Origin of the sequence: Aeromonas tecta, assembly GCF_000820185.1 — a bacterium.
In the GTDB taxonomy this organism is placed as follows: Bacteria; Pseudomonadota; Gammaproteobacteria; order Enterobacterales; family Aeromonadaceae; genus Aeromonas; species Aeromonas tecta.
In genome coordinates this window covers 786-18,322 of sequence record NZ_CDCA01000036.1, presented here as the reverse complement: position 1 = coordinate 18,322, position 17,537 = coordinate 786, and the positions used below count along the sequence as shown (strand labels likewise).

Below are 17,537 nucleotides of genomic sequence, written 5' to 3'. Positions count from 1 at the left end.
CAGCAGCTAGTCGGCGTGTCGGGTCGTGTCTACAGCGCAAGCAACTGCTCGTTTTCCAGCGTCTCAATGCCGCTCTCCTGCTGGGCGAGCACGCGCATGGCATGGGCCACCTGGCGTGCCTCGATGGCGCGCCAGCGGCTGAATCGCCCTCGCAGCAGCGGTTTTATCAGCGGGTAGATGGCCTGAATGAGTTGCTCGGCGGCGCGCGGTGGCTGGCGATCGCCGAGCAGCATGGCGGGGCGCAGGATGGCGAGCCGTTGCCACTCCTGTGCCAGCAGGGCCTGCTCCATCTCGCCCTTGGTGCGGGGGTAGAGGGCGGGGGAGCGGGGATTGGCGCCGAGGCTGGAGACCACGATAAAACGGCGGCAACCGTGGCGACGGGCGAGGGCGGCGAAGGCCAGCACATAGTCGAGATCGACCCGGCGAAAGGCGGCGTCGGAGCCGGCGTCCTTGCGGGTGGTGCCAAGGCAGCAGAAGGCAATATCGATGGGGGTGGGCAGCGCAACCTCGTCCAGGCGGTCGAAGTCGACTGGCAGCCAGTGGTGGTTTGGGGCCGCTGCGCCCGGTTTGCGGCAGAGCAGGGTCAGCGAATACTCGGGGGCGAGCTGGCGGACGAGCTCCCGGCCGATGAGGCCGGTGGCGCCTGCGATCAGGACTTGGCTCATGACTCTCTCCTCTGGGGCTGATGCGTGTCTCTCAGCATGGCGCCACAGACGGGCCATTGCACCTTGATAACGGCACCTTGATAACGCATCGGCCGCAATGGCGCATAAAACAAAACCGGCCTTGGCCGGTTTTGCGAGATATCAGAGCGGAGTGGTGAAGGCTGCCGGGAGCGGGAAGTCGCCCGTGGCCGTCGCCAGCCGATCTCCAACGAAGTTCAGGGCCAGCTCCTTGCGCTCCTTGTCACCACGCCCGGGCGTGAACTCATAGAGATAGTACCAGGTGTTGGGATCGAAGCCGTCGCGCAGCATGGGAGAACCCAGCACGAATTCAACCTGCTCGCGGGTCATGCCCTGGCGCAGTTTGTCGACCTGTTTTTGTTCCACATAGTTGCCCTGGGGAATATCGATGCGATAGACCAGGCTGCAACCGGACAGGGTGAGGGCGGTCAGAGCCGCGGCAATCAGGTGTTTCATCCGCATATCGGGTTCAGATCATCCATACAGTCTTTTTAGCTCGGCAAATCATACCCACTCCCTGTGCGGAAGTAAAAAGCCATTGATCCATCAACCAATAAAAAGGGCCGCATGGCGGCCCTTGGCAAATACCGCAAGGGTTACATGGCGCTGCGGAAGATGGCGACGATCTCGGCGTGGCTCGCCTGTTTCGGGTTGGTGAAGCCGCAGGCATCCTTCAGCGCATTGGTCGCCAGCAGATCGAAGTCATCGGCCTTGACGCCGAGTTGTTCCAGCCCGGCCGGGATCTTCACATCCCGCGCCAGCTGCTTGATGGCATCGATGGCGGCGGCGGCGCCCTGCTCGTCGTTCATGGCGCTGACATCCACGCCCATGTGCCGGGCCACGTCCTTGAGGCGAGCGGCGCTCACCTGGGCGTTATAGGCCTGCACGTGGGGCAGCAGCACCGCATTGCAGACGCCGTGGGGCAGGTCATAGAAGCCGCCGAGCTGGTGCGCCATGGCGTGCACATAGCCGAGGCTGGCGTTGTTGAACGCCATGCCGGCCAGGAACTGGGCATAGGCCATCTGCTCGCGGGCATGCAGATCATCCCCCTGTGCCACGGCGGTGCGCAGGTGTTTGGCGATGAGCTGGATGGCCATGATGGCGCTGGCATCGGTGACCGGGGTGGCGGCGATGGAGACATAAGCCTCGATGGCGTGGGTCAGGGCATCCATGCCGGTGGCGGCGGTGAGACCGGCAGGCTTGGCCAGCATCAGCTCGGGGTCGTTGACCGACATCAGCGGGGTGACGTGCTTGTCGACGATGGCCATCTTCACGTGACGGGCCTCGTCGGTGATGATGCAAAACCGGGTCATCTCGGAGGCGGTGCCGGCGGTGGTGTTGATGGCAATCAGCGGCAACTGCGGCTTGGCGGAGCGATCCACCCCTTCATAATCCTGAATGCTGCCACCGTTGGCGGCCACCAGGGCGATGCCCTTGGCGCAGTCGTGGGGGGAGCCACCGCCGAGCGAAATTACGCAGTCACAGCCGTTGGCCTTGAGCATGGCCAGGCCCGCTTCCACGTTGGTCATGGTGGGGTTGGGTTTGGTCTCGTCGAACACCATGCTCTCGATGCCATGCTCCGCCAAGAGCTTGGCGACCCGGGCCACCACGCCTATCTGATTGAGGACGCGGTCGGTGACGATCAGCGCCTTGCGATGGCCATAGCCCTGAATATCGGCTGCCGCCTCTTGCAGGCAGCCGGCTCCCATCAGATTGACTGCGGGAATGTAGAATTTGAATGTCGCCATGGAGGACTCCGATAATTAGCCATTAAGTGGTATGCGGGCGTCAACATAGCAGCACAGGAGGAGATAAAAAGGGGTCAATGGTATCTGGTTTGCAACTTTGTGGACTCGATCGCGCTCTGATTGCGTCCCCTGAGAGAGGGCTTGACAAGCGCCGGGAAGGAGGGGGTAATGGAAAAACGTTTTCCATTAAATTCATCAAGTTAGCAAACGTTTTGCGCAGAATTAGTGACTGTCAATGCGTGGAAGTGTGAGTTGCTTCAAGGAATTGGAAAGCGCTTTCGACCATAGTGCCCCCTTCCCCAAAACGATGGGGAAGCAGGCTTGAAAGTAAACGAAGCACCATCTTAACTGCACCTTGCCGCCCGGTGGCGAGGCGCAACCAGGAGTCCAATATGTCTGATGTTTTCCACTTGGGTTTGAAGAAAGCTGATCTGCAAGGCGCCACCCTGGCGATCGTTCCTGGTGACCCCGAGCGCGTGAAGCGCATCGCAGAACTGTTGGACAACCCGGTACACCTGGCCAGCCATCGTGAATTCACCACCTGGCGTGGCGAGATGGGCGGCACCGCCGTCATCATTTGCTCCACCGGTATCGGTGGCCCGTCCACCTCCATCGCAGTGGAAGAGCTGGCTCAGCTGGGCATCCGTACCTTCCTGCGCATCGGCACCACCGGCGCCATCCAGCCGCACCTGAACGTGGGCGACGTGATCGTCACCACCGGCTCCGTGCGCCTCGACGGTGCCAGCCTGCACTTCGCACCGATGGAATTCCCGGCCGTTGCCGATTTCGAGTGCACCACCGCACTGGTCGAGACCGCCAAGGAGCTGGGCTCCAAGCTGCACGTGGGCGTGACCGCGTCTTCCGATACCTTCTACCCGGGTCAGGAGCGTTACGACACTTACTCCGGCCGTGTGGTTAACCGCTTCCAGGGTTCCATGAAAGAGTGGCAATCCATGGGCGTGCTGAACTTCGAGATGGAGTCTGCCACCCTGTTGACCATGTGTGCCAGCCAGGGCCTGCGTGCCGGTATGGTGGCGGGTATCATCGTCAACCGCACCCAGCAAGAGATCCCGAGTGCGGCCACCATGGCAAAAACTGAATCTGATGCGATCAAGATCGTGCTGGGCGCCGCCCGCAAGCTGATCTAATCGCGGCTCTTGTCACAAGAGCACGAGTGGGGGGTGGGGGCCGTTGCGAAAGCGCGGCCCCTATCTTTATCTGCCGTTTGCCAGCGTAACCGTCGTTCGTCCCGTCTCTAGCATCCCAACCTTCATTTCTTCTGCCGCATCACAGATAACCAGCATATATCGCTGCCACGGGCTTGCCGCTCGGCGGGGGGACTAAGTCCATTTGCTTTTCCCAACCTGTATTTCTTCTGCCGTATCAGAACGGACTGGCACACCTCGCTACCACGGGCTCGCCGCTCATTGGGTGGACGAAGTCCAGGGCGCTGGCGTGCAGCATCAATCTGGGGGGCCGCTCGGTGCCCGGTGGCAGCAGGCCGCCATAGAGATCGCAGCCGAGAATAGGATGACCCAACTGCTGGCAGTGGATGCGCAGCTGATGGGTGCGGCCGGTCTCGGGCGTCAGCATCACCCGGGTCAGTGACAGCGGCACATCCTGCCCCTGTTGGCGGGTGAGGCGCTCCAGCACCCGATAGCGGGAGCGGGCGGGCTTGCCGCTGGCGGCGCAGATCTTCATCAGCGGGAACAGCGCCGGATCCTTGGCGATGGGGGCATCGATGATCCCCTCATCCTCGGCCAGATGGCCGCAGAGCAGCGCCTCGTAGGTCTTGGCCACGGTGCGCTGGCTGAACTGCTGGCACAGGAGGGCGTTGATGGCCTTGTTTCTGGCCACCACCATGAGGCCGGAGGTGCCAAAGTCGAGCCGATGCACCAGGGTGCAACCGGGAAAATCCTGTACCAGCCGATAGTGCACCGAATCGAGGTTCTGTGGGTTCTTGCCCGAGAGGCTGAGCAGGCCGCTCGGCTTGTTGATCAGCAGCAGATGCGCATCCTGATGCAGGATCTCGATGTCGGTATGGCAAGGGGGGGCGATAAAGGTGTCGACGATGGCAGACATGGTGCTGAGCTGGCGAAGAATGGGGAGCAGATGATAGCCAATTTTCCCCCGGTGAGCGAATCTGGCACGGCGCGGCTGCCGGTTTTATCGGCAAACAGGCGCGTTGCCGCCCCGACCTAGTCCGTTTTGTGACCGTCTGCCGAGTTCAAGCGACGCCCTGTTGCTAAGGTATGGCTCCCTTTTCCGTTGTACAGGAGTCTGTCATGCCACTGCCCGTCATTCTCGATTGCGATCCCGGCCACGATGATGCCATCGCCCTCATCCTGGCGCTGGCCAGCCCCGAGCTGCGGGTGCTGGCGGTGACCACCAGTGCGGGCAATCAGACGCCGGACAAGACCCTCAACAATGCCCTGCGCATCCTCACCCTGCTCGGCCGCCAGGATATTCCGGTGGCGGCGGGGGCGCCCAAGCCCTTGGCCCGCGAGCTTATCATCGCCGACAATGTGCACGGGGAGTCGGGGCTCGATGGCCCAAGGCTGCCGGATCCCGGCTTCACCCCCCAGCCCATGACGGCGCTTGAGCTGATGGCAAAGGCGCTGCGCGCGAGCCCGGAGCCGGTCACTCTGGTGCCGACCGGCCCGCTCACCAATATCGCCCTGCTGCTGGCGGCCCATCCCGAGCTGCACCCCAAGATAGGGCGCATCGTGCTGATGGGCGGGGCGGCCGGGGCGGGCAACTGGACCCCGGCGGCGGAGTTCAACATTTATGTGGATCCCGAAGCGGCCGACATGGTGTTCAAATCCGGTATTCCCATTACCATGTGCGGGCTGGATGTGACCCATCAGGCGCAGGTGATGGACGCGGACATCGAGCGGGTGCGCGCCATCGCCAATCCGGTGGCTCGCTGCGTGGCGGAGCTGCTCGATTTCTTCATGATCTACCACAGAGACCCCAAGTGGGGTTTCCTCGGTGCTCCCTTGCACGATCCCTGCACCATCGCCTGGTTGCTGGCACCGGCCCTGTTCCACGGGACGGATTGCTGGGTCGGCATCGAGACGCAAGCTGTGCATACTGTGGGGATGACGGTGGTGGATCGCTATGGCCTGACCGGCAATGCGGCCAACGCCCATGTGGTGCTGGGGCTGGATCGGGGCGGTTTTATCGATCTGCTGGTGCAGCGTCTGCAGGCATTTAATTGATATCGGGTGTGAATGGACAGGGGGCAGGGGATGGGAAAAGAGACGCTGGCACTGCTGGTTTGTATGCAACTGACGGCCTGTGCCACGCCATTTGAGAGGATGTGGCAGGGGCTGGCGACCTGCGATCTGGATCATCTCTATCTCGACAGCGAGAGCGGGGAGGCTTCAGATCCGCAGCTCAAGACCTTCACACCCTACAAGACTACCGATGGCTTCGCCTGGTACAAGACCCACCAGGAGCTGCATGGCCTGCCCATCACCGGTTTTCTCGTGCCGGCGTCGACCTTCGAGGTGCATGCGCTCTTTGTCGACACCCCCATCGCCAATGCCAGACGGCTGACTCACAACGCCTATGGCAGCGAGTTTACCGACGAGGAGAAGCACAATCGGGGCGAGGCTCCCTTGCTGCTACGCGACCCCAACAACCCCAAACGCTCCATTATCGATTGCACCAAGGGGGAGATGGAGGAGTCGCTGCCCGAAGAGCCGTTCCCGGAATAGGGGCGAGCCACAAGATGGGCTGAACTATCTACCGTCAGACAACAGAGAGGGGAGCCATGGCTCCCCTCTCGTTATTGCATCTCTAGCTGATGAGATAGACCCTCAGGGATAGCCGAGGGTTTCCTTGATGACGGGCAGATTGGCCGCAATCCAATCCGGGTTGATGGGCCCCCAGTCACTGATGCGATAGTGACCCTGTAGATGGCGCGCCCCCTCGGTCTGCTCGAAGCCGCAGAGGATGTCGAGCTCCGCCAGGGCACTTAGCGTATCCTGGGCGGTGCGCCTCGGCATACCGGTCGCTGCCATGATGGCAGGGATGGTATCGGTGCCTTGGCTTATCAGATGAGCGACATAGAGCCGGCGGTAGAAGCTCGATTTTGTCTTGCTTGGCTCACTCATGAGTGACCCCCGAGGCATAGCGGCTTCTTCATATCTCATCTTCCAGCCGGTCGAAGTAACGCCAGGTCGCGATGGCAGCCTTGCCCATCACCAGCGCCCAGATGCCGAACCAGAACCAGCGGAAGAAGCTCCAGGTAGAGGCGTCAGGTTGGGTGCTCTCGATCTTGGTGACGTTGGGGAACAGGGAGAACATGTTCACGCGCCAGCCGTAGGAGGTGATGATGGCCAGGCGCTTCTCGAACTCCATGGACTTGGCCTTGGCCTGCACGTCGGCGGCATTGAACTTGAAGTAGAAGGGCCAGCCCCACAGGGTATCTTCATTGCGGAACACCCGGATCTTCTCGCCGGGGCGCTCGGTGTAGATGTAATAGACATCCACGGTGGGGCCATCTGCCGGATTTTTCTGGCTGATGGGGCCGTCCTTGTCGGTGCGCTTCACCTCAACCCCGGTGATGGTGGCGATGGTGTGTTCCGGCAGGTAATAGTCGAGCCAGAGCGCGGAGAGCAGGGCGATCAGGCCCAGACAGATAAAGGCGGGTTTCTTGAACTTCGGGCTCATGGTGTTCTCTAGGTGAGGGGGAATGGCGTGCCTCTACAATACCCATATTTGCGGATAGAGCCCAGCCCCTAATGGCGCCCAATGCCCAAAAAGTCGTTTAAAACAGCCGGTCTTCTGACAACCCGTGGCGGGTTGCCCGCTCTGTCGTGGGGATGTCGAGGCGGGCTTGCCTGTGATGGCCGCGGCGCGGTGATAAGTGCCATTTTGAGGCGCGCTGTGACAGTGGCTGACGGTCGGCGCTTGCCTTGGCGGGCTGAGCGAGTTGTTATGACTGAAATCCGCCGCTGGAAAAGGTTTTTTCTTGTGTGAAAAGAGGCGGATGGGCAAGATTGAAGGCTTGTTATCATGGAGGTGTAGTGTGTCCCACTGGATTGATCCCGCTATTCTGGCGCTGTTTATTCCCACGTTCTTCTTCGTTTCCGTCACCCCGGGCATGTGCATGACCCTGGCGATGACCCTCGGCATGAGCCTGGGGGTGCGCCGTACCCTGCACATGATGTGGGGGGAACTCATCGGGGTCGGCCTGGTGTCCGTGCTCTCCGTGGTGGGGGTGGCGGCCGTCATGCTTAACTACCCGGCGCTGTTCTCGGCCTTCAAATACGTGGGGGGCGCCTACCTGGTCTGGCTCGGCATCCAGATGTGGCAGGCTAAGGGCAAGATGGCCATACCGGCGGACCTGTCGGCCGGCCAGCAGACCAAGCCGCTCGGGCTGGCACTGCAGGGCTTTGTCACCGCCATCGCCAACCCCAAGGGCTGGGCCTTCATGGTTTCCTTGTTGCCGCCCTTCATCAATGCGGCCAAGCCGATGGCGCCGCAGATAGGCGCCCTGGTGACCCTGATCCTGGTCATCGAGTTCAGCTGCCTGCTGCTCTACGCGAGCGGTGGCCGCACCCTGCGCCACTTCCTCGCCAAAAGCGGCAACGTCACCCTGATGAACCGCATCGCCGGCTCCCTGATGCTGTTTGTGGGCGTCTGGCTGGCCTTCGGCTGAGAACCTGTTCACGATCTTACTGCGAGGCCGTGATCAAGGCTCATGTGCTGCTCACCTATGTGAAACAAATGGCTCACGTATGTGTATACGCTCCGGTTCCTGCGCTGCTCTTCACCTTGCTGACTGCCTCTCGTGACAGGTCGTGAACCGCTTCTGATAGCGCGAGCAATGCAAAAAGGCCACCTCTCTGCCGGGCAGGGAGGTGGCCTTTTTCGTGGGTGGCTGGCGGCGCTGGTTAGTCGGTCAGACAGTCCGGATCGAACACATATTCCCCCGCCAGCCAGCGCAAGATCTCGCTCACGCAGATCTGATCCTGGAACGGCAGGTAGCGAGCCTTGAGATAGGTCTGTTGCTCCGGGGTGAGCTGGGCCAGGCCGATGTCCTGGAACAGCGGCAGGTCTGCCTGGATCATGGCGGAGATCTGCGGGCCGCAGGTGGCGTTGAGGGAGGCGTGCAGCGCCTTGTCCGGATCGTACTGCTTGCCGAGCTTGTAGCTCACCGGCAGGGTGGCGAGCGGCAGCACCGAGAGCGCCGCCTGCTTCATGGGGTTGACCGCGTGGCCCGCCACCAGATCGCCGAGTTCGGTGCGGTTCTCGAAGGCGCGCAGGTGCAGGAAGCTGCTGGCCTTGCTGCCGTCGTTGACCGGGTAGTTGTCCCACAGGAAGGGCTTGCGGTGCAGCCAGTCGGCGGCCTGTTTGAGGTGCGCCGCCGGGTACTCGCTGGAGCAGACCTTGGGACCGGTCCAGAAGATGTCAAAACCCTTGTCCAGACCCTGACCGAGATCCTGCAGGTAGTGGGGCGGCATGGCGCCGAACACCTTCTCCAGCACGGGATCGGTGGAGTAGTAGCTGGGGCAGAACAGCAGCCGGCTGGCTTTGCTGTGGGCCGCGATGTCGTGGGCTATGGTGAGCTGCCAGTGGGCGAGATCCGGGGTGTCCCCCTTCATGTCATCAAACAGCACCGCCAGTATGTCCGGTTGCAGCGCCTCGTCGATGAGCCGCACCTTCTCCAGCAGCGCGGCGCGCTTGTGAGGATAGTCGTGATGGGCGCCCATGGGGCTTAAGCCCACCCCGAAGGCGAGGCCGTTGTCGCGGCACTGCTGGGCCAGGCGACGCAGATCGTCGAGCTGCTGTGCGGGCCAGGGCTGGGCCCAGTGCTTGCGCAGATAGCCATCTTCTTTTGGCGCGTAGATGTAGAAGCCGTAGCCATGACGGGGCAGCCACTGGGCGTAACGGGCGCGGGCCTCCCAGCTCCAGCCTTTGCCGAAGAAGCCCTCGATCAGGCCCAGTTTGGGCGAGGGAGGGGTGAGACCTGACAACAGGGTTTGGTAAGGCATAATCGACTCCCTTCTCGCTAAAAACCTGTCCACCGTCTTGCGAAAATCCGTGGATCAGAAAGATGTGCTGCTTTGAACCTTATTATCACTACAAAGAGCGGTGACTGCGCCGCTATTCACCCCGTGTCGGCAGCAGGCTCTTGGCGGCGGTGATTTAAGCGGACCAGACAGGCGCCTTAAACCGGATCTTCTTCCAGGAAGCGTACCCCTATCTTGCGCGGTTCACCCTCTTCCATTTCCGCCACCGTCCAGAGCAGACCCTGCCAGGCGAAGTGGTCACCGACCACCAGATTATCGCCCAACTGGCCAGCGATAAAGTCACCGAGTGTCTGATCCGCCGCCTCGCTCACATCCAGCCCATAGAGCGGGGCGAGATCCACCAGCTTGGCGGCCGCCTCCAGCAGGAAGTCACCGAAGAAGCGCGGGCCCAGATCCTGCTCGGGCGCCTGGCTGAACAGCTGGCCGAGGGCGGGGAGATCGCGCTCGTGGCCGATGACGCAGAGGATGTCATCGGACTGCAAGCGGGTACTACCCGAGGGGTGCAGCAGCTCCTGACCCCGGAACAGCGCGCAGATGCGAGTGCCCTCCGGCATCCGCAGTTCCCGCAGGGGGGAGCCGATGCACCACTTCTCGGCGCTCAGGCGATAGACGAAGGTTTCCCACTGGCTGTCGAGATCGATCTCGAGCCCGGAGCGGGTGATGGGAGAGGGCGGCGCCGGCACCTCGACCCGTGCCAGCTTCGATGCCAGCGGCAGCGAGCTGCCCTGCAGGATGAGGGAGACCAGCACCACGAAGAAGGCAACGTTGAAGTAGAGCTGGGCGTTGGGTAGCCCGGCCATCATGGGGAAGACCGCCAGGATGATGGGCACGGCGCCGCGCAGCCCCACCCAGGAGATGAACCAGCGCTCGCGTGGGGCGAAGTTTTTAAACGGCAGCAAGCCAATCCAGACTGACACCGGGCGGGCAAACAGGATCATCCACATCGCCAGCGCCAGTGCGGGCAGGGCGATGGGCAGCAGGTTGCTCGGGGTGACGAGCAGCCCCAGCACCAGGAACATGCCGATCTGGCTGAGCCAGGTCAGCCCGTCCAGCACCGCCAGCGTGGAGCTGCGGCTGCGCAGGGAGAGGTTGCCGATCAGCAGGCCGGTGAGGTAGATGGCGAGAATGCCGCTGCCCCCCACCGCCGTGGTGATGGCGAAGATCAGCAGGCCGCCGCTGACGGTGAGCAGGGGATAGAGGCCGGGGGCCAGCTTGGCGCTGTTAATGAGGCGCCACAGCAACCAGCCGCCGCCAAGGCCGAGGCCGGCGCCGAGCCCAAATTGCTTGACCAGTTGCAGCAGCAGGAAGGTCCAGTCCAGCCCCTGCTGCTGGGTCGCCAGCACCTCGATCAGGGTGACGGTGAGAAACACCGCCATGGGATCGTTGCTACCGGACTCTATCTCCAGGGTGGCGCTGACCCGCTCGTTCAGGCTGCGCCCGCCGAGCAGGGAGAACACCGCCGCCGCATCGGTGGAGCCGACGATGGCGCCGATGAGCATGCCCTGCATCAGGTTGAGATCAAATAGCCAGGCGGCGGCGAGGCCGGTCAGGCCGGTGGTGATGGCCACCCCGACGGTCGCGAGCGACAAGGCGGGCCAGAGTGCGACCCGAAAGGAGGAGACCCGGGTGCGCATGCCGCCGTCGAGCAAGATGATGGCGAGCGCCAGGTTGCCCACCAGGTAGGCGACCGAATAATCGGCAAAATGGATGCCACCAGGACCATCCTCACCGGCCAGCATGCCGACGGCGAGGAAGATAACCAGAATGGGGATACCGACACGGGAGGAGAGCGCGCTTAACAGGACACTGCATCCCACCAACAAGGCACCGATAAAGAAGAAATTGTTGATGGTGGTGGCATCCAAAGGCGAGCTCCTTATAGCAGAATGCAAAATAATAGCAGAATGCAAAACAGGCACATTATATGCAGTTTGGGTCGCCTTGTGTGGCTTAATTGTGCATTAATTTGCAGTTTTTTACATTTTACGTGCTGTTTTTCTGGCCAGGTCCGCCGCGGCTTCCTGGTCAAAAAAGAGCAGTGAAGTGTGGCGGCCAGGGTCTGCGAAAATGTCGATCAGGGGAGCAAAAAGGGGGAGTGGGGGAATAAGGTTGCCCTCCCCGGGGAGGAGGGCAATGGGGCGCCAGCGGGCCCCTGCGCGGGATTTAGTCGCCTTTAGTCGTCTTCGTCGTCTTTGACTTCGCGGATCTTGTCCCGGTATTTGGGCAACTGCTTCTCGAGCCGTTTCATGTCCTTGATGGCATTGAGAAACAGGCCGAGCAGGAACAGCAGCGGCAGGCCTATCCATAACCACAGACTCATGAGTTTCTCCTCTCGTCGCGGCAGGGGGTGACGTCAACACTGACCAGGAGCTCGTCGAGCCGGGTCAGCATGGTCAATTTACCTTCAATATACCCCGTCTTCATGAGCGATTCCTCGCGTCGAGACAGGGGGTGACATAACGGGCCATGATCTCGTCGAGATGGGCCAGTACGGTCGACTTGCCTTCAATATCCGCCTGCTGCAGGCAAAGCGCCAGTGCATCCGGATCAAGTTGCTGTTCCTCGGCTTCCAGCGCGAAGCTGATGTGCCAGGGTTCGTAGGCGACGCCATCGCTCTCCCCCGCCGGCTTGGCGTAGGGCAGGAAGAAGCCGAAGTCGTTCATGTGATCGCCGAGCCAGTCGCTCAGGTCGCTAAACCAGCCGTTCTCCTCATATTCCCAGGGCTCCAGCGCCAGCTTGGTGGCGGCAGGCAGACAGTCCGGATCGTAGATGTCCAGATCCGTGCCCCAGTGATGGCGGCTGGTGCCGGGCAGGGCACTCCAGCGCAGGATGGCGTGCAGCCGCTCGGTCTCGCTGAGTTGCAGCGCGTCGAGCGGCTGGCCCGCCGCGTCCAGCAGCGGACGTTCGCCGCGCCACTTGCCGTTCCAGATGGCGAGCTGACGATCGAAGCCGCGCCAGCTGGAGGCGGGCTGTAGATTGTGACCGGCGTAGGCGGCGGCCACTTGCATGTCGTTGAAGGCCGCCGCGGTGGCGACGGTCAGGCGATGGGGGCCGCGCCCCACCAGGATGAGGTGGCTCTCGTCCAGCCCCAGCAGTTGATCCTGAGTCATGGCAGCAACCGCTCCAGCACCCCTTGGTACATGTCGGCCAGCAGATCGAGATCGCTCGCCTTCACACACTCGTTCACCTTGTGGATGGTGGCGTTGACGGGCCCGAGCTCGATGACTTCGGCACCGGTGGGGGCGATAAAGCGCCCGTCAGAGGTGCCACCGGTGGTCAGCAGGGCCGGGCGCTGGCCATTGACACTCTCGATGGCCCCGACTGCTGCCTCCAGCAGGGCGCCGGTGCCGGTCAGGAAGGGCTGGCCGGACAGAGTCCAGTTCAGCGCATAGTCGAGACCATGGCGATCGAGCAGGGCTTCGACCCGCTGGCGGATCTCTATATCGGTCAGCTCGGTGCTGAAGCGGAAGTTGAACTGCACCTGCAGCTCGCCCGGGATGACGTTGGAAGCGCCGGTGCCCCCCTGGATGTTCGCAATCTGGAAGCTGGTGGGGGGGAAGAAGGCGTTGCCCTCGTCCCAGACGGTGGCGGCCAGCTCGGTCAGGGCGGGCGCCGCGCGGTGGATGGGGTTGTCCGCCAGATGGGGATAGGCCACGTGGCCCTGCACTCCGCGCACCAGCAGATCGCCGGTGATGGAGCCGCGGCGGCCATTTTTCACCACGTCACCCACTTCCTGGGTGGAGGAGGGCTCGCCGACGATGCACCAGCGGATCTTCTCGTCTCTCGCCTCGAGGGTGTCGATCACCCGGGTGGTGCCGTTGATAAAGGGACCCTCTTCATCGGAGGTGATAAGAAACGCAATGGAGCCCGAATGATCCGGATGCTGGGCCACGAAGCGCTCGGTGGCCACCACCATGGCGGCCAAGGAGCCTTTCATATCGGCGGCGCCGCGGCCGTACAGCACGCCGTCCTGGATGGTCGGCTCGAACGGCGGGGTGTGCCACTTGTCGAGCGGCCCGGCCGGCACCACGTCGGTGTGACCGGCGAAGCAGAACAGCGGGCCTTCGCTGCCACGGCGAGCCCACAGGTTGGTGGTATCTTCAAACACCATGGGCTCGATGACGAAGCCCAGACGCTCGAGGCGCGCCGCCATCAGGGTCTGGCACCCCTCGTCCAGGGGGGTAACTGAGGGGCGGCGGATCAGATCCTTGGCCAGTGCGATGACATCCGACATCGGCGTTCCTTAACAGAAAAGTTTAACGAGGGAAGAGGGATTGATAGTGATCGGCCTTGAAGCCCAGGTGCAGCTCGCCGTCCTTGTCCAGCAGCGGGCGCTTGATCATGGCGGGCTGGGCCAGCAGCAGGGCGCGGGCCTTGCCGTTGTCGAGTCCCTGCTTGTCTTCGTCCGGCAGGGCGCGAAAGGTGGTGCCCCGGGTGTTGAGCAGGGCTTCCCAGCCGAGGCGTTCGAGCCACAGATCCAGCTGCGTTGGCTCTAGCCCATCGGCGCGGTGATCGTGAAAACGGTAGTCGACGCCTGCCTCGTCCAGCCACTTGCGGGCCTTCTTGATGGTGTCGCAGTTCTTGATGCCATAGAGGGTGGTGGCCATGGGGATCCTTAATCGCGGGGCCTGAGCCCGAAATACAAAGGCGTGACAACACGCGAAGCCCCGATTCTGGCATTCCGATCCCGTGATGGCAACGGCGACGCCCCGCCGCCAGCGTTTTTCTGCCGTCCGTTCAGCTGCCTTGAGACGGCCCTGAAAACACAAAACGCGCCGGTGGGCGCGTTTTGTAGGATCTATGCTCGGTTTTTTGGCTTATGGCGAGAGGGGCCACTGGTAATCGAATACCCGGGCACGCTCCCAGGGGGCGTTGGGCAGGCTGGAGGAGAGGCCGGCGTACTTGCCCACGTCGTCCACGACTATGGCGGAGAGGGTCGGCAGCTCGTGCTCGGTGCAATACATGCGGATGCGCTGCAGCAGGGTGCGCAGCTCGTCCTGGCTGCCCTCCAGCCCGGCCTGTTTGGCCAGCTTGGAGTAGCGAATGGTGGTGCGCTCCTTTGCAGACTCGATGAGGATGTCCCACAGCTTGTAGTCGCAATGGGTGCTCTCTACGGTGGCCAGGTTTGTCATAACTCTCTCCGGTGCGAAATGGTCGCGTTGTGTCGATGGGCATCTTGGCCAGTTCAACTGCGCTGGATGTTGATCCAAAGCAAAAAAAGTTGAGGTTGTTGGCTTGGCTGCTACGTAACGGAATTCTAGTGGCTATAAAGTGGTTTTAAAGTCTATTTTTTGTGATTTAAGTGGAATTTTGTGCTGTAAGTATCTGTTCAAGTCATCTTTATTGATAGGGATCAATGGGAAAGCCCGGCCTCGCCACTAGATTTCGCACCTCGATAACCTTATCAGGAGCGCATTTTGGAACTCTTATTCGTCTTGTTCGTGCTGATGGCCGTGGTCTACGGCATCGTCAAGGACTACAACCCGCAGGCCGTGCTGGCGCTGGCGGGGATGAGCCTGTTCACCCTGGCCTACTGGCTCGGGCTGCATCCCATCCTGCCCGCCGACAAGAGCACCGGGTTTGCCCTGTTCGACTTGTTCGAGGTGTTCAAGGGGATCTTCTCCTACCGGGCGGCGGGGCTTGGCCTCACCATCATGGCGGTGGCGGGCTTTGCCACCTACATGTCCCACATCGGAGCCTCCCAGGCCCTGGTGCGGGTAGCGGTCAAACCGGTGGCGGGCATCCAGTCCAGCTACCTGATGCTGGCCATCTGCTATCTGGTGGCGGTGTTCGTCTCCCTGTTCGTCACCTCCGCCACCGGCCTCGGTCTGTTGCTGATGGTCACCATGTACCCGGTGATGCGCAACCTCGGCATCAGCCCGGCCTCCGCCTGTGGCGTCATCGCCACCTCTCAGGCGTTCGAGATTGGCCCGACCCAGACCAACGCCATCTTCTCCGCCGGCCAGTCCGGCATGGATCCGACCAGCTACTTCGTGGATTACCAGATCTGGCTGGTGGCCCCCATGCTGCTGGTGACCATGGTGCTGCACTTCTTCTGGCAGCGTCACTGTGACCGCAAGGATGGCTGGGATCCCGCCCAGCACCGCGGCGATCACGCGGAGCTCGACGAGCAGGGCACCGACGAGGTGAAGGCGCCGACCTGGTATGCCCTGCTGCCCATCATCCCCTTCGTGCTGATGATGACCTTCTCCAAGCTCCTGGTGGATAACATCAAGATGAGCGTGGAGGTGGCCATGCTGCTGTCGGTGTTCATCGGCATGCTGTGCGAGCTGCTGCGTAGCCGCTCGGTGCGCACCTCCTTTGCGGGGCTCTCGAGCTTCCTCGACGGCATGGGCAAGGTGTTCGGCCCCGTAGTGGCGCTCATCGTCTGCGCCGAACTGTTCGCCGAGTCCCTCAAGGCCATCGGCGCCATCGATACCCTGCTGCATTCCGCCAGCAATGCCGGTATCGGCAGCGGCCTGATGACGCTGGTGATGGTGGGCCTCATCATGGTGGCCGCGGTCATCATGGGCTCCGGCAACGCCGCCTTCCTGAGCTTCTCCACCCTGGCCCCCGCGGTGGCGGCCAAGTTCGGGGTACCGGCGGTGACCATGTTGCTGCCGATGCAGCTCGCCTCCAGTATCGGCCGCAGCATCTCCCCTATCGCCGCCGTGCTCATCGCCTGCGCCGGCATCGCCAAGGTCTCCCCCTTCGTGGTGGTGAAGCGCACCAGCGTGCCCATGGCCGGCGCCTTGGTGACGGCGCTGGCGCTCAACTATCTGCTGTTTATGTAATCAGCTGGCGGACGGCTCTGGCCGTCCGCTCTTTTCACTCGGCTATTGGATGGGAGGCCTGCCTTCCCACGACATGGAGACGATGATGACAGATTCACGCAACGACTTTTCCCTGGACGCCTATCTGGCGGACCTCGCGCCGCTGATCAATCTCGATTGCGGCACCCGCACCCCGGCCGGGGTCGCCAGGGTCGCCGACATCATGACCGAGAAGTACCAGGCCATCGGCTGGCAGGTGGTGCGCCACCAGTTCGCCGACGAGTGCGGTCCCTGCCTCGAGATCACCAATGCCCCAGGCGCCACTCACTACGACGTGATGCTGGTGGGCCACATGGATACGGTGTTCCCGGAAGGGACCGCCGCCAAGCGGCCGCTTAAAGTCGAGGGCAATCAGGCCTTCGGCCCCGGTGTGTCGGACATGAAGAGCGGCCTGCTCTCCACCTGGTATGCGCTCAAGGGCATGGATCCGGCTGTGCTGGCCAAGCTCCGGGTGCTGGTGTGCTGCAACTGCGACGAGGAGATAGGCTCCCCCTGGTCCAAGGAGTGGCTGGTGGAAAAAGCCACCTCGAGCACCTGTGTGCTGGTGGCCGAGGCGGCTCGCCCGAGCGGGGATCTCATCAGCGCCCGCAAGGGCAACGCCAAGTACCGCATCCGTTTCCACGGCAAGGCCTCCCACGCGGGCTCTGCATTGGCCGAAGGCGTTTCCGCCATCACCGAACTCGCGAACTGGGTGCTGGCCATCAATGAGCAGGTGAACATGGAGACCGGCACCACCATGAACGTGGGGGTGGTGCAGGGTGGCACCGGGGTCAACGTGGTGCCGGACTTTGCCGAAGCCATCGTCGACTTGCGCTTCTGGAGCAATGAGGAAGCCGCCGCCGTGAACGACCGGCTCGGCTTCATGGCCAAGAATCCCTTCCTGGCCGGTTGCCGGGTCGAGGTGGAGCGCCAGACCTTCAAGCCGGCCATGCGCCCGAACGCAGATACCCAGGCGCTGATGGCGCTGGTGGAGGCCGCCGGGCAGGAGGAGGGGATCCCCTTCAACTGGCTAGAGGCGGGCGGCGGCTCGGATGCGAACTTCACCGCGGCCGCCGGGGTACCGTCGCTTGATGGCTTTGGCCCCATGGGGGGCGGCTTCCACTCGGAGAGCGAGTTCCTGCTGCTGGACAGCATAGAGCCGCGTATTCGTCTGCTTAAGCGGGTGTTGACCAAGCTGGCACGCTAAAAAATCGATTTGAAGCAGTGCAAACGGGAGGCCAAGGCCTC

At 62.4% G+C, this 17,537-nt stretch carries 19 protein-coding genes; 6 read left to right on the top strand and 13 right to left on the bottom strand.

The genetic code is table 11. The annotated features are described in order from the left end of the window. Positions 1-29: 29 nt before the first annotated feature. From BN1137_RS14995 to yiaY, 3 genes are all read right to left on the bottom strand, one after another. Positions 30-665: an NAD(P)H-binding protein gene (locus BN1137_RS14995; protein ID WP_050719373.1), complete on the bottom strand. Its 636-nt coding sequence runs from the start codon at positions 663-665 to the stop codon at positions 30-32. Between the two features lie 141 nt (positions 666-806). Beyond that, positions 807-1,145, bottom strand: coding sequence for an outer membrane protein assembly factor BamE (locus BN1137_RS14990; RefSeq protein ID WP_050719372.1), 339 nt, complete (start codon positions 1,143-1,145; stop codon positions 807-809). A gap of 134 nt (positions 1,146-1,279) precedes the next feature. After that, positions 1,280-2,431 (bottom strand): L-threonine dehydrogenase, encoded by a 1,152-nt coding sequence (yiaY, locus tag BN1137_RS14985; RefSeq protein WP_050719371.1) that lies wholly within the window; start codon positions 2,429-2,431, stop codon positions 1,280-1,282. A gap of 392 nt (positions 2,432-2,823) precedes the next feature. On the opposite strand from yiaY, the gene udp reads away from it, so the two are divergent. Further along, on the top strand, positions 2,824-3,579 hold the full coding sequence (gene udp / locus BN1137_RS14980) for a uridine phosphorylase (protein WP_050719370.1): 756 nt from the start codon (positions 2,824-2,826) through the stop codon (positions 3,577-3,579). A 235-nt stretch (positions 3,580-3,814) separates the two neighbouring features. Here udp and BN1137_RS14975 read toward each other — a convergent pair whose 3' ends face one another. Continuing rightward, a complete protein-coding gene (locus BN1137_RS14975) occupies positions 3,815-4,513 on the bottom strand; it encodes an RluA family pseudouridine synthase (protein ID WP_050719369.1) in 699 nt (232 codons plus the stop codon). A 203-nt stretch (positions 4,514-4,716) separates the two neighbouring features. Here BN1137_RS14975 and rihA point away from each other — a divergent pair, with 203 nt between their 5' ends. Together rihA and BN1137_RS14965 are read left to right on the top strand one after the other, a co-directional pair. Continuing rightward, complete coding sequence (gene rihA, locus BN1137_RS14970; protein WP_050719368.1) at positions 4,717-5,652, top strand: pyrimidine-specific ribonucleoside hydrolase RihA; 936 nt, start codon at positions 4,717-4,719, stop codon at positions 5,650-5,652. A 30-nt stretch (positions 5,653-5,682) separates the two neighbouring features. Continuing rightward, positions 5,683-6,153, top strand: coding sequence for a hypothetical protein (locus BN1137_RS14965; RefSeq protein ID WP_050719367.1), 471 nt, complete (start codon positions 5,683-5,685; stop codon positions 6,151-6,153). A 102-nt stretch (positions 6,154-6,255) separates the two neighbouring features. Here BN1137_RS14965 and BN1137_RS14960 read toward each other — a convergent pair whose 3' ends face one another. Then, entirely contained in the window at positions 6,256-6,552 is a 297-nt protein-coding gene (locus tag BN1137_RS14960) for a winged helix-turn-helix domain-containing protein (protein WP_050719366.1), read from the bottom strand. A gap of 28 nt (positions 6,553-6,580) precedes the next feature. Further along, on the bottom strand, positions 6,581-7,111 hold the full coding sequence (locus BN1137_RS14955; RefSeq protein WP_050719365.1) for a DUF1523 family protein: 531 nt from the start codon (positions 7,109-7,111) through the stop codon (positions 6,581-6,583). 358 nt (positions 7,112-7,469) lie between these two features. On the opposite strand from BN1137_RS14955, the gene BN1137_RS14950 reads away from it, so the two are divergent. Further along, a complete protein-coding gene (locus BN1137_RS14950; RefSeq protein ID WP_050719364.1) occupies positions 7,470-8,102 on the top strand; it encodes a LysE family translocator in 633 nt (210 codons plus the stop codon). A 235-nt stretch (positions 8,103-8,337) separates the two neighbouring features. Here BN1137_RS14950 and BN1137_RS14945 read toward each other — a convergent pair whose 3' ends face one another. The 7 genes from BN1137_RS14945 to BN1137_RS14920 all read right to left on the bottom strand — a co-directional run bounded on the left by BN1137_RS14945 (position 8,338) and on the right by BN1137_RS14920 (position 14,609). Then, on the bottom strand, positions 8,338-9,438 hold the full coding sequence (locus BN1137_RS14945) for a beta-N-acetylglucosaminidase domain-containing protein (RefSeq protein WP_050719363.1): 1,101 nt from the start codon (positions 9,436-9,438) through the stop codon (positions 8,338-8,340). A 176-nt stretch (positions 9,439-9,614) separates the two neighbouring features. Then, complete coding sequence (locus tag BN1137_RS14940; protein ID WP_050719362.1) at positions 9,615-11,342, bottom strand: potassium/proton antiporter; 1,728 nt, start codon at positions 11,340-11,342, stop codon at positions 9,615-9,617. A 308-nt stretch (positions 11,343-11,650) separates the two neighbouring features. After that, a complete protein-coding gene (locus tag BN1137_RS22490; protein ID WP_156128293.1) occupies positions 11,651-11,797 on the bottom strand; it encodes a hypothetical protein in 147 nt (48 codons plus the stop codon). Between the two features lie 100 nt (positions 11,798-11,897). After that, entirely contained in the window at positions 11,898-12,587 is a 690-nt protein-coding gene (locus BN1137_RS14935; protein ID WP_050719361.1) for a M15 family metallopeptidase, read from the bottom strand. Next, a complete protein-coding gene (gene dapE, locus BN1137_RS14930; RefSeq protein ID WP_050719360.1) occupies positions 12,584-13,711 on the bottom strand; it encodes a succinyl-diaminopimelate desuccinylase in 1,128 nt (375 codons plus the stop codon). Before dapE ends, BN1137_RS14935 begins: the two co-directional genes overlap by 4 nt. 22 nt (positions 13,712-13,733) lie before the next feature. After that, positions 13,734-14,084 (bottom strand): ArsC family reductase, encoded by a 351-nt coding sequence (locus BN1137_RS14925; RefSeq protein ID WP_050719359.1) that lies wholly within the window; start codon positions 14,082-14,084, stop codon positions 13,734-13,736. 210 nt (positions 14,085-14,294) lie between these two features. Then, complete coding sequence (locus tag BN1137_RS14920; protein ID WP_050719358.1) at positions 14,295-14,609, bottom strand: hypothetical protein; 315 nt, start codon at positions 14,607-14,609, stop codon at positions 14,295-14,297. A 285-nt stretch (positions 14,610-14,894) separates the two neighbouring features. Between BN1137_RS14920 and dcuC the strand changes: the two genes are divergently transcribed. Together dcuC and BN1137_RS14910 are read left to right on the top strand one after the other, a co-directional pair. Beyond that, on the top strand, positions 14,895-16,271 hold the full coding sequence (gene dcuC, locus BN1137_RS14915; protein WP_050719357.1) for a C4-dicarboxylate transporter DcuC: 1,377 nt from the start codon (positions 14,895-14,897) through the stop codon (positions 16,269-16,271). An 85-nt stretch (positions 16,272-16,356) separates the two neighbouring features. Further along, the gene (locus tag BN1137_RS14910) at positions 16,357-17,496 is read left to right on the top strand and encodes a M20 family metallopeptidase (RefSeq protein ID WP_050719356.1); all 1,140 of its coding nucleotides are present in this window, start codon (positions 16,357-16,359) and stop codon (positions 17,494-17,496) included. The last annotated feature ends 41 nt before the right edge of the window (positions 17,497-17,537 follow it).